The sequence below is a fragment of the Pseudomonas sp. dw_358 genome (assembly GCF_018449655.1).
In the GTDB taxonomy this organism is placed as follows: domain Bacteria; phylum Pseudomonadota; class Gammaproteobacteria; order Pseudomonadales; family Pseudomonadaceae; genus Aquipseudomonas.
The window spans coordinates 104655-115793 of sequence record NZ_JAAVUX010000018.1 but is presented as its reverse complement, the minus strand read 5'-3'; the positions used below and the strand labels follow the sequence as shown (position 1 = coordinate 115793).

Genomic DNA, 11139 nt, shown 5'->3' with positions numbered 1-11139 from the left:
GAGCAACAGCCAGAGCCAGAGCCAGAGCAACAGCAACAGCCAGAGCAACAGCGCCGCCGGGGGCGGGCTGTGGTGGCTCTTGTTGGGATGTCATGCCATGCCGATCCCTGCTACCCCTCCATCCCCATCAACCCATGAAACCCGCGATCCATATACAACAACGGCTTGCCCTCGGACGGATGAACCACCTCCACCACTTCCCCCAGAAAAATCCCGTGGCTGTGCCAATCCACCACCTTGGCCACCCGGCAATCAAACGCCACCCGCGCCTGGGCACACAGCGGCGAGCCGCTGGGCAACGTGCTCCAGCCGCCGGTCAAGAAGCGTTCGTCACGCCGCGCCGAGTTGCTGAATTGCTCCACCAGCGCCACCGCCTCGGTGGCGAGTACGTTGACGCAGAAGGTGCCGCTCTGTATGACCGTATCGAACAACGACGCGTTGCGGTTCACGCAGATCAGCAGCGTCGGCGGCTCACTGCTGACCGAGGTCACGGCGGTGGCGATCATGCCGGCCGGCACGCCATCGCGATGGCTGGTGATCAGGCAGACGCCGGCCGGCAGAAAACGCATGCCGTGGCGGTAGGCGTCGGCGGGGGTGACAACATCAGAAACGCTCATGAGTGATCCTTTGCAGCCTTAAAAGCGGGCCGTGCGGCCTTCGATGGGGTGATGGGGGTCGACTGGCCCCAAGGACGAGCTTTTTCCTGGGGAGACCAGCGCGTCACAAAAGGCTTCGTCTTCAGCGGTCCATGGGCAGCCAAGGGCGGTGATGGCGTCTTCCCATTGCGCGAAGGTGCGCGGGCCGACCAGGGTGCTGGTGACCTGAGTGTTGTGCATGACCCAGGCCTGGGCCACGTGCGCCGGTTGGCGGCCGGTACGGTCGGCGTAGGCGGCCAGCTGCGCGGCTACGGCCAGGGATTCCGGGCGCCATTCGGCTTCAAGCATGCGTGGGTCGGCGCGGCCGGCGCGGCTGCCGGCCTCGGGCTCGGCGCCCAGGCGGTATTTGCCGGTGAGAATGCCGCGCGCCAGTGGGCTGTAGCACACCGTGCCGACGCCAAAGTGGCTGGCCGCCGGGAGGATCTCGACTTCCGCCTCGCGGTTGACCAGGTTGTACAGCGGCTGCGCTGCCACCGGCCCGCCGATCCCGGCTTCCCGCGCCAGACGCACGGTCTCGGCCAGCCGCCAGGCCTTGAAGTTGGAGACGGCAAAATAACCGATCTTGCCCTCGCGGATCAGGTCGGCGAAGGCCAGCACCATCTCTTCCAGCGGCGCAGCGAAATCGGCCTTGTGCATGTACAACACGTCGATGTAGTCGGTGCCCAGCCGTTGCAGCGAGCCATGCACGGCTTCGCGAATCCACTTGCGCGACATGCCGCTGCGGTTCGGCCCGCTGGTGTCGGTGAATGGGCCCATGGGGTTGCCCACCTTGGTGGCCAGTACCCAGCGATCACGCTCGGCACCGATGGCACGGCCCACCACCCGTTCCGATTCGCCTTGGTTGTACATGTCGGCGGTGTCGATGAAGTTGACCCCGCTGTCCCGCGCGCTGGCGACGATGCGCGCGGCCGTCGCCTCGTCGGTGGCGCCGCCGAACATCATGGTGCCCAGGCAGATTTCGGAAACTTTGAGCCCGCTGCGGCCCAGATATCGGTATTGCATGTCACGCGCCTCCCGGCAGGTCGATCAGGATGAAATGACGGCGGTGGTGGCGATTTCCACGAGGAACTCCGGCTTGACCATCTCCAGTTTCACGCAAAAACGCGCCGGCAGCAGGTTGGGGAAGTAGGTGACGTAGATTTCGTTGAATGTGTGGTAGTCGTTCAGATCCCGCAGGAAGATCTGGTTCATGGTCACATCGTCCATGCTGCTGCCGGCGCTTTCCAGCACCACCTTGATGCTGTCCAGCACGCGGCGGGTCTGCACTGCGATGTCGCCGACGCCGACGATGCTGCCGTCGATGGGGTCGGTGGAGAGCATGCCGGCCACGTACACATGGTTGCCGGCCTTGATGCCCCAGTTCAGGTGGTTGAGGCCGGTAGCGGTCTTGCCGATGATCCAGCCGGTGGGATTGATGGCTTGATTCATGAGGTGTTCCTTCTCTTGGGATTAAAAGGGTTGAGGGAAAATCAGCGGCCTTCACCGCGCAAGAACGGCCGGCCCAGGTCGCTGGGTGCGGCACCGGCACGGCCCATGACGATCCAGGCGATCAGTGCCACCGCAAAGGGCGTGGCCATCAGCAGCGGTGCCGGGATCTGAATGCCCAGGTATTGACCCTGAAACTGCAAGGCTTCCAGCAGTCCCAGGGCGATGGCCACCGCGAGGGTGCGCAATGGCATCCAGCGGGCAAAGATGGCAATGGCGATGGCCAGGTAGCCGCGGCCCGAGGTCATGTTGTCGATGAAGGTGCCACCCGAAGCGACGATGCACAGGTAGCCACCGCCCAACCCGGCCATCAGCCCGGTAAAGAGTGTCGCGCCCAAACGCAGGGCCAGCACCGGTTGCCCGGCGGCGTCCAGCGCCGCCGCGTTTTCGCCGACGCCGCGCAGCAGCAGGCCCAGGCGGGTAAAGCGCAAGGTCAGAAACACCGTCACCGCCAGCAGCACCGCGATATAGAACACCGGGCTCTGGGAAAACAACGCGCGGCCCACTACCGGCAGCTCCGAAAGGCCCGGCAGCTTCATCAGGGTCACCGAGCGCAGGGAACCGGCGGGCGGCGCATTGGCCAGCAGCTTTTGCCGGATCAACGAGGTGACACCGATGGCGAACAGGTTGAAGCCGATGCCCATGACGATCTGGTTGGCCCGAGCCAGCACCGTGCCCATGGCCAGCACCGCTGCCGCCAGCAAACCGCCGAGCATGCCCAGCAGCAGGGCGCCCCAGGGCGAGCCGGTGGCGGCCAGGCCCACGGCCGACGACACCGCGCCGAACAGCATCAGGCCTTCCAGGCCAATGGTGAACACACCGGCCCGTTCCGAAACCACTTCACCGAGCGCCGCCAGTAACACCGGCACGCTCAAACGCACGCCACCGGCCAGGAACAACGCCAGGGTTACCGAGTTGATGTCCATACAGGCCTTCCTTTAGTGAGCATGACGCCGCTGATCACGGCCAGGAGAAGAATCGGCAGGCCGCTGAGCACGTCGGCCAGTGCCGCCGGGATCGACAGCGAGGTCTGCAAGGCCAGCGCGGCGTTGTTGATGGCGCCGAAGTACAGCGAAACCAGCAGCGCGCCGAAGGGTTCCAGCCCGGCCAGAAAGGCCACGGCCAGCCCTTCGAAACCCAGCCCGGAGGAGAAGCCGTCGATCAACCGGTATTGCACGCCGAGCACTTCGAAGGCACCGGCCAGGCCGCCGATGGCACCGGACAGCGCCATGCTGGAGACGATCATCTGCCCGGCCGACTGCCCTTGCAGCCTGACGAAACCGGGGCTCTGCCCGCTGGCTCGCAGCTTCAGGCCAAAGGCGGTGTGTTGCAGCAGCACCCATACGGCGATGGCGGCAACCACCGCGAGGATCACACCCAGGTGCAGGCGGGTGCCATCGATCAACGGCAGGAAAACGCCGTCGTTGGGCAGCTGGGCCGACATGTTGAAGGTCGAGCCGGCCGGGCGCATCGGCCCTTGCACCAGGTACTTGAGGAAGTAGATGGCGATGAAATTCATCAGCAGCGTGACGATGATCTCGTCGGCGCCGCGCCACAGTTTCAACAGCGCCGGAATCACCCCCCACAGGGCGCCGCACACCGCCCCACTGAGCACCGCCAGGGGCAGCAGGGCCGGACCGATGTCACCGAAGGCCAAATACGGCAGCATCGCGCCGATGGCGCCCATTTGCAGCTGGCCTTCGCCGCCGAGGTTGAACAGGCCGCCACGGATGGCCACCAGCGCACTGAGGGCCACCAGCAGCCGTGGGGTCATGAACACCAGGGTGTCGGCGATAGCGCGGGTGTCGCCGAACGAGCCCTCGGCGGCCACGCGCATGGCCGGCAGCAGCGGCACGCCGAGGCTGACAATCAAGGCCAGGCCGATCAGCATCGAGCCGATGAAGGCCGACAGGGTGACCCGCAGGGGCAGGGGCACCGTGAGTCGGGCCAGCAGCCGGCGCAGCCCGGCCATGGGGGATGTACGCTCAGGCATCGAGAGGCTCCAGGGAGGGGGTCGGAAGGGGATGGTGAAGCGTCATCAGTGGGCCGATGGCCTTGACCGACAGGCCCGCGCCGCTGACTTCGCCGGTGATGCGCCCGCCGTTGAGCACCACAATACGGTCCGAGACGCGGATGAGCTCTTCAATGTTCGATGAGATGATCACCACGCAGGTGCCGTTTTCGGCGGCCTCGGCCAGGCGTGTCAGCACCGCTTCGGCAGCCGCGACATCGAGGCCGCGGGTGGGCTGGTAGACGACGACAATGCTGGCCTGCTGATCCATGGCCCGAGCGATCACGATCTTTTGCTGGTTGCCGCCGGACAGCGAGCGAGCCGGGCTGTTGGCCGACCAGGTGCGGATGTCGGCGGCGTCGATCATCTGCTGGGCCTGCTTGCCGATGGCACGATGGTCCAGCAGGCCGAAGCGGCGGAACTGGCCGTCCATGATCCGTGGGTAGAGCAGGTTCTGCGCCACCGACAGGTCCAGCGACAGCCCCTCGTGATGACGGTCCTGGGGCACCAGCGCCACGCTGACTTCGGGGCCGCTGCGCAACACGTGTCCGGTTTCGGGTTGGCGCTGTCCGGCCAGCAGGCTGAACAACTCGCTCTGGCCGTTGCCCTCGACCCCCGCCACCCCAAGGACTTCGCCGCCGCGCAGGGTCAGGTCGACGCTGTGCAGGCCGGGCGAGCCGCTGCTGGGCCGCAGCGATGCGCCGGCCAGGCGCAGGCGCTCGCTGCCCGGCAAGCGAGGCGCGCCGATGCGCGCGTCGTTGGCCACGGCATGGCCGACAATGCGTTCGACCAGCTGTGCCGAGGTGGTGTCTGCCGTCAGCCCGCTGCCGTTGGTGCGGCCGCGCTTGAGCACGCTGTAGCGATCGACGTGGGTCAACACCTCGTCGACATGATGGGTGACCACCGCCACCGCCGTGCCCTGGTCGGCAATCCGGCGCAGGGTGGCGTAGAGGTTTTCGATTTCGGTCGGGGTCAGGATGGTGGAGGGCTCATCGAGCAACAACACCTGGCTGTCGTTGATCAGCGCCTTGAGAATTTCCACGCGCTGCTGCAAGGCCAGGGGTAGTTGGCCAACCACAGCGGCGGGGTCCAGGTCGACGCTGTAGCGGGCCATGAAAGCGCGCACGTCGGCCGGGCGGCGCAAGGTTTTGCGCCGCTCGCCGTTGGCCACCAGCGCCAGGTTTTCAGTCACGGTAAACGGCATCACCAGCTTGAAGTGCTGGTGGACCATGCCGATGCCATGGGCAATGGCATCGGCCGGGCGCCGGTGAATCACCTGGCGGCCGCTCATCAGAACGCCCCCTTCGGACGGCTCATGGACACCGTAGAGGATGTTCATCAGCGTCGACTTGCCCGCCCCGTTCTCGCCCAGCAGGCCGTGGATCTCGCCGGCATGAAAGGCCAGCGAGACCTGCTCCAGGGCCAGGAAGCCGTTGGGGTAGCGTTTGGAGACGTGGTCAAGCTCGATGATCGGGGCGTTCATGGGGCTCACTCTTCGATTTTGATCTTGCCGGCCGCCAGGTCCGCCATGACCTGCATGACCTTGGCCTGGACACCGGCATCGACGTGGGCGAAGGGCGTGGTCAGGGACCAGCCCTTGGACGCGAGGTTCTCGGTCACGATGTGGTTGCCCAGCTTGCCGGCGGCGTAGGCCTTGCCCATGTCGGCGTAGGATTTGCCGAAGTTCATGACGGTGGAGGTCATCACCGCGTTGGGGTAGAGCTTGGACTGGTCGCCGTACTCGCCCATGGTCAGCACACCTTCTTCGTCGGCGGCCTGCTGGATACCCGCGTCGGCGGTGTCGGCGGACGGGATGACGAAGTCGGCACCGCGGGCGATCAGCCCGGTGGTGATTTCCTTGGCCCGGGCCACGTCTTCGAAGGAGCCGACGTAGGCGCTGTCCACCTGGACCTTGGGGTTGACGTAGGCGGCGCCTTTCTTGATGAACTGCAAGGTGCGCTCGGCCGACGGAATCGGCTCACCGGCCACCACTGCGATGTGCCCGGACTTGCTGGCGGCGGCGGCCATGGCGCCGAGGATGAAGCCGTACTCGTCCCAATCCACCGACCAGGCCGTGTAGTTGGGCAGGTTGGCGGTGGAGCCCTCATAGGAATACAGGACAAACTGGGTCTTGGGGAAGGACGGTGCAACCTCCTTGATCGCGGCCGAGTAGCCCGACGAGTGCACGATGATCAGCTTGACGCCGTCCGCCGCCAGTTGGCGCAACGCGGCCGGGGCGGCCTCGTAGGTGGTGTGTTCCAGGTAGCTGGATTTGAAGCCCTGGGCATCGGCCATGGCCTTGAAGCCGTTGTAGCCGCCGCTGTCCCAGGTGCCCTGAGACACCGCGCCGGTGAACAGCGCCGCCGTGCGCGTGGCATCGGCGGCCTGGGCAAGGGAGACAAAGCCCAGGGTAGCGGTGACGGTGAGGGCCAATAGTGTTTTAACGGTCATGTCGAGACTCCTGGTCGCCTGGTGGTTGTCTGTCAGTTTTTCTCTGGAAGCTATCGGCCCAACTCTGTAGGACCAAGCTTGCTCGGGAACGGTGTTGGCCGAGTTCCCGAGCCAGCCAGGTCCTGCAGAAACAGGCCACGTTTACTCCGGCAAGATCACCGTCACCTCGATCTCTGCCAGCAAATCCGCATCGGCCAACCCAGCCACCATCACAAAGGTGCTGGCTGGCAGGTCATGCCCGGCGAAAAACGCCGCGCGGGCCCGGTGCAGCGAAGGGATGCTGTCGCGCGACAATGCAAAGGTCGTCAGCTTGACGATCGCTTCCGGCCCCACCCCCAGTCCCGTGATCGCCAAACCAATGTTTTCCCAGATCTTGTCTACCTGGGCATCGATGTCGCCTTTGCCGACCACGCGGCCGTCCGCGTCCCAGGCCACCTGGCCGGTCAGAAACAGCGGCTGGCCCCGGCGCACCACGCCATGGTTGTAGTAGGTCTGCTGCTTGACCCCTTGGGGGTTGAATGGACCGTCCTTCATCAGCGGTTCGCCTTCTGGTAAGCCCGCGCGTTGGTCTTTACGCCGTGGTGCTCAAGCACTTCCAGCACCTCGGTGCCGACCGTGCGCAGATCGTCGATGAAGTCCGGGACGATCACGGTCACGCCGTCCAATTGTGCGCCCTTGACGATGTGCGCCAGCTGATTGCCGATGGTCTCCGGCGAGCCCACCAGGGCGGCGCGGGTCATGGAGTTGCGCTGTTCGCCCTGGGAAACAAAGCGCTGTGCCATGGTGTTCTGTTTGAAGCTCTTGTCGCCGGAGTACTCGCGGGTCTGGTTGTCCAGCGCCACGGCGTCGACGCCGGCGTCATACAACGCGACGCGCTCGCGGGCCTCGGCATCGGTGGCGCCGGGAACGATGGTAAACAGGCCGTAGGTCTTGAAGTCCGGTTTGCCTTGCTGAGCGGCGAGCTCCTTGGCGCGCAGGCCGGTCTTGATGAAGTCGTCCTGGTCTGAGCCGAGCATGAAGCTGCCGGTGCAGTTGGCAATGGTGAACAGAAAGCCGCGGTCCGAGGCGCCGGCGCAGATGATCGGCGGCGCGCTGGCCGGCTTGGGGTTGGACATGCAGTCGGTGAGCTGGAAGTGCTTGCCCTGGTGATCGACCCGGTCTTCGCTCCACAGGCGCTTGAGTACCGTCAGCCATTCTTCGGCCATTTCGTAGCGTTCGGAATGGTCCAGGTCCATCCACAGGCCCATCTGCCCCTGATCGGTGGGGTTGGAGCCGGAGACGATGTTGAGGCCGAAACGGCCCTTGGAAATCTGGTCCAGCACGGCGCTCATCTTCGCCACCACGGCCGGGTGAAAGACCATGGTATGTACGGTGCCCCAGACGCCGATGCGCGAGGTGGCTTCGGCGATCCCGGCCATGGTGGTGAGGCTTTCCAGGGTTACGTCCCAGTGTTTGGACGGGCCGCCGTAGCCACGCCATTTGGCCATGGACAGGGCGAAGTCAAAGCCCAGGTTCTCGGCCAGAATGGCCACTTGCTTGTTGTAGTCGTAGGTGGCCGGCAGTTGCGGGCTGGTGGTGGAGGTGATCCAGCCGCCGTTGCCGACTGGCAGGAAGACGCCGAACTCGACGGTTTTTTCATCTTGGCCAGGCATGAAGCGCTCCTCGCTTTAAAGGACGGATGCGGCGTGGGCCGCAAAGAAATCGCGCGCAATGGCGTTGAACATGTGGGTCTGCGTTTCTGAAAAGCTATGGCCGCCCTTGGCGACGATGCGCAGCTCGGCGTCGGCAATGCCTTCGGCCAGCAAGCGTGACTGGTAGGGCGGGGTGAGGATGTCGTCCTCGGCGCACACCACCAGGGTCGGGATGCGGATCTGCGCAAGCAGGGCGCGGGCGTCATGGGCGGTGATGGCGTCGATGCGCGCCAGCACCGTTTCGCGCGCCGGGAACCTGGCCACCGAGGCCAGCAGCGCCGGGGACAGGGTTTCGGCGTGGGTCTGGACATACTCGGGCGGGTAAAGGAACAGCGCGCTGCCGTGCACATACTCTTCCAGCGAGGTGCCGGCGAGCAGCGCCCGGCGCATGCGGAAGCACCATTGGAAGTGCGCGTCGGAGAACGCCCAGCTGGCGTACTGGATCATCCCGCTGAGCAGTTCGGGTTCACGGGCCGCCAGCACCTGGCCAATGGCGCCGCCGGTGGAGTGGCCGATGAGCAGCGGGCGCACCAGACCAAGGCTTTCTATCAACGCTTTCAAGTCATCGGCCAACTCGCCGATGCTGTAGGGCCCGGCAGGGTGCTCGGAGCTGCCGGCACCGCGCTGATCGTAAGTGACCACGGTGTAGTCGTTGGCAAAGGCTTCGATCTGCGGCTTCCAGTAGGCCCCGGTGCCCCCCAGCCCGGAGGCAAAGACCAGCGCCGGGCCGCTGCCCTGCATCTCGTAGTGAGTCTGGATTCCATTGGTGATGATGCTCGGCATCTCGCTTCCCCTGTTCGGTGTCGGCGCGAAGGTGGGTGCAATGACTTTCGCGGATGACCTATTTAGGCACGGGCCTGAAAAGAGCGTGTAACCACCTTTGCTGCATGCCGTGTTGACCAGATTCGAACACCCCTACGCGCTGGCCACGAGCGGAAAGCGGCTTTTGAGAAACTTGACGAAAGCATTGGCGGCGTAGCTCGGCACCCGCTCCTGATGCACACAGACCGCCGAGCGCACATTGGCAAACGATTCCAGGTCGATAGGGATGGCCTTGAGCAGCCCGGCGTCGATCTCGCGGCGTGCGGAGATTGCCGGGCCGATGGTCACGCAACGTCCTTGCACGGCCATGGCCCGGAGAATGTCGAGGTTGTTGGCTTCGACGACAATGCGCAGCTTGTTCTGCCGTGCCTCGGCGGTGCGGTCGAACAACTGGCGCAGACCAAAGCTGGGGCGGGGCAAGGCAAGCGGACGCTTGCACAGTTGCTGCATGCTGACCCGCGACAGACCGGCGAACTCATCATCGGGGGCCACCAGGCACACCACCGGTTCCTTGCGCTCGGCAGCCACGTCGATTTCGAAGCGCAGCTCGGGGTTATAGATGATGCCGATGTCGGTCTCGTCGCGGATCAGCGCTTCCATGATCAGGTCGCTGGAACAGGTGGTGACCTGGAAGTCGATGCCGGGATGATGCTCCATGAAGGCGCAGATCGCTTCAGGCAGAAAATTGGAGAGCACGCCCTCCATGGCGTGGATCTTCACCTCACCCTGGTCCAGCGAACGGAATGCGGCAATGCCTTCGCGCACCCGATCAAGGTCGCGAAACAGGCGGCGGGTATAGCGCTCCAGCATGACCCCGGCGGCGGTCAGCTCGACGCCGCTTTTCGTGCGCTCGAACAAGGGCGCACCAAGCTGGTGCTCGAGCAGCGAAATCTGCCGGCTGATGGCTGACGGGGTGACGTGCAACCGATCGGCGGCACGGCGGATTGCCTTGGAATTGGCGACCTCGTTGAAGTAGCGAAACGCAGTAAAATTCACGGTGCACTCCGCAACAGCCCCGGCGGCAGACTGCGTCGCGACTGTTGCTATTTAGGCAACAGGCAAGGGAGCGCCTGCCCGCAGTGAAGCGGTAGGCGTGGCCCTGGGTAGGGAGGGACGGAGTGATCCAAGCATAAGTTGTGCCAAAGGGCTGGCAGCGCAGTGGCCGGACTTGCCTGCGATAGGATGACTGACTGTGCACAACCCACCTGAGCCGATCAATCATCAGGCGCATGTCCAGCACCCGCGAGCGCCAGCACAGCGGAGCACCCGAAGGGCCGTGGCCGTGGGGAAGCAGGATGATGGGCAGGTGGGTGCCGGTGGCTCGCTATTCCATCAGACTGCTACCTCGACCTCGCTGCCCACCAACGCCCTGACCGCCTCGATCACCGGCTGCACCTCTGCGCGTACCAGCCAGTCCGGGCTGACCTCGGCAAAGTACACCACCCGGTCCTGACCGATGACGACCACCGTCGGCTGGGGCAGTTCCCAGGTTCCGGTGCCAGTCACCTCGCCAATGCCCTTGCCTTTGGCCAAGGCCGCGGCCTTTGAGGCCTCGTCGAATTCATAGACGATGCCCAGGCGCCGAGCCAGGGTGTTGTCGGGGTCGCTGGCCACTTGCAAGGTCAAACGATGGCGCTCCTTGATCTCGATCAGCCGCTCCGGCACCTGCGGGCTCACCGCCACCAGCGGTATCCCCTGAGCCCGGAGCCACGGTTGCAGTTCCCGCTCGTAGTGGGGGATGGCCAGGTTGCAGGCCGGGCAGCCGGCGAAGCGAAAGAACACCAGCACCGCCGGGCCGTCGCTGACCAGGGCGTCGAGGCTCAAGGTCCCACCTTCCAGCTTCAGCAAGTCGAAAGGCGCCAGGGAGTCGCCGGCTCGCACGAAGCCACGACCCGGCGCTTCGTCCACCAGACGCTGGCGTTGCCGGACGTTTACCGCCAGCGCGGCCGGGTCCCAGCTGCGCTCGCGTTCGGCGTGCAAATCGGCCAGTTGCTGATTCAGGGATTCACTCATGGCAGCTTTC

The 11139-nt window shown here is 65.1% G+C and carries 12 protein-coding genes; all 12 read right to left on the bottom strand.

What is annotated here, in order from left to right; all coding sequences use genetic code 11:
- Positions 1-110 precede the first annotated feature (110 nt).
- Positions 111-617 carry a flavin reductase family protein gene (locus tag HB675_RS21580; protein WP_213881168.1) on the bottom strand — a complete coding sequence of 169 codons (507 nt, stop codon included), beginning with the start codon at positions 615-617 and terminating at the stop codon, positions 111-113.
- Positions 618-635: 18 nt separating this feature from the next.
- On the bottom strand, positions 636-1658 hold the full coding sequence (locus tag HB675_RS21575; RefSeq protein WP_213881167.1) for an aldo/keto reductase: 1023 nt from the start codon (positions 1656-1658) through the stop codon (positions 636-638).
- A 24-nt stretch (positions 1659-1682) separates the two neighbouring features.
- Positions 1683-2084, bottom strand: a complete 402-nt coding sequence (locus HB675_RS21570) for a Rid family hydrolase (protein WP_213881166.1) — start codon at positions 2082-2084, stop codon at positions 1683-1685.
- Between the two features lie 41 nt (positions 2085-2125).
- A complete protein-coding gene (locus tag HB675_RS21565; RefSeq protein WP_213881165.1) occupies positions 2126-3067 on the bottom strand; it encodes an ABC transporter permease in 942 nt (313 codons plus the stop codon).
- Positions 3049-4134, bottom strand: coding sequence for an ABC transporter permease (locus HB675_RS21560; RefSeq protein WP_213881164.1), 1086 nt, complete (start codon positions 4132-4134; stop codon positions 3049-3051). The genes HB675_RS21565 and HB675_RS21560 overlap by 19 nt, the downstream gene beginning before the upstream one ends.
- On the bottom strand, positions 4127-5635 hold the full coding sequence (locus tag HB675_RS21555) for an ABC transporter ATP-binding protein (protein ID WP_213881163.1): 1509 nt from the start codon (positions 5633-5635) through the stop codon (positions 4127-4129). Before HB675_RS21555 ends, HB675_RS21560 begins: the two co-directional genes overlap by 8 nt.
- Before the next feature lie 5 nt (positions 5636-5640).
- Entirely contained in the window at positions 5641-6603 is a 963-nt protein-coding gene (locus HB675_RS21550; protein ID WP_213881162.1) for a BMP family protein, read from the bottom strand.
- A 141-nt stretch (positions 6604-6744) separates the two neighbouring features.
- The gene (locus HB675_RS21545) at positions 6745-7137 is read right to left on the bottom strand and encodes a RidA family protein (protein WP_213881161.1); all 393 of its coding nucleotides are present in this window, start codon (positions 7135-7137) and stop codon (positions 6745-6747) included.
- Positions 7137-8255: an LLM class flavin-dependent oxidoreductase gene (locus HB675_RS21540; RefSeq protein ID WP_213881160.1), complete on the bottom strand. Its 1119-nt coding sequence runs from the start codon at positions 8253-8255 to the stop codon at positions 7137-7139. The genes HB675_RS21545 and HB675_RS21540 overlap by 1 nt, the downstream gene beginning before the upstream one ends.
- Before the next feature lie 15 nt (positions 8256-8270).
- Positions 8271-9077 (bottom strand): alpha/beta fold hydrolase, encoded by an 807-nt coding sequence (locus HB675_RS21535; protein ID WP_213881159.1) that lies wholly within the window; start codon positions 9075-9077, stop codon positions 8271-8273.
- Positions 9078-9209: 132 nt separating this feature from the next.
- Positions 9210-10112: a LysR family transcriptional regulator gene (locus HB675_RS21530; protein ID WP_213881158.1), complete on the bottom strand. Its 903-nt coding sequence runs from the start codon at positions 10110-10112 to the stop codon at positions 9210-9212.
- A gap of 336 nt (positions 10113-10448) precedes the next feature.
- On the bottom strand, positions 10449-11129 hold the full coding sequence (locus HB675_RS21525; RefSeq protein WP_213881157.1) for a peroxiredoxin-like family protein: 681 nt from the start codon (positions 11127-11129) through the stop codon (positions 10449-10451).
- Positions 11130-11139 lie beyond the last annotated feature (10 nt).

Excerpts from the sequence above, each read along its gene's own strand:
- HB675_RS21560 (WP_213881164.1), bottom strand. The coding sequence starts at position 4,134 with ATGCCTGAGCGTACATCCCCCATGGCCGGGCTGCGCCGGCTGCTGGCC.
- HB675_RS21550 (WP_213881162.1), bottom strand. The coding sequence starts at position 6,603 with ATGACCGTTAAAACACTATTGGCCCTCACCGTCACCGCTACCCTGGGC.
- HB675_RS21535 (WP_213881159.1), bottom strand. The coding sequence starts at position 9,077 with ATGCCGAGCATCATCACCAATGGAATCCAGACTCACTACGAGATGCAG.
- HB675_RS21565 (WP_213881165.1), bottom strand. The coding sequence starts at position 3,067 with ATGGACATCAACTCGGTAACCCTGGCGTTGTTCCTGGCCGGTGGCGTG.
- HB675_RS21575 (WP_213881167.1), bottom strand. The coding sequence starts at position 1,658 with ATGCAATACCGATATCTGGGCCGCAGCGGGCTCAAAGTTTCCGAAATC.
- HB675_RS21540 (WP_213881160.1), bottom strand. The coding sequence starts at position 8,255 with ATGCCTGGCCAAGATGAAAAAACCGTCGAGTTCGGCGTCTTCCTGCCA.
- HB675_RS21555 (WP_213881163.1), bottom strand. The coding sequence starts at position 5,635 with ATGAACGCCCCGATCATCGAGCTTGACCACGTCTCCAAACGCTACCCC.
- HB675_RS21545 (WP_213881161.1), bottom strand. The coding sequence starts at position 7,137 with ATGAAGGACGGTCCATTCAACCCCCAAGGGGTCAAGCAGCAGACCTAC.
- HB675_RS21570 (WP_213881166.1), bottom strand. The coding sequence starts at position 2,084 with ATGAATCAAGCCATCAATCCCACCGGCTGGATCATCGGCAAGACCGCT.
- HB675_RS21525 (WP_213881157.1), bottom strand. The coding sequence starts at position 11,129 with ATGAGTGAATCCCTGAATCAGCAACTGGCCGATTTGCACGCCGAACGC.
- HB675_RS21580 (WP_213881168.1), bottom strand. The coding sequence starts at position 617 with ATGAGCGTTTCTGATGTTGTCACCCCCGCCGACGCCTACCGCCACGGC.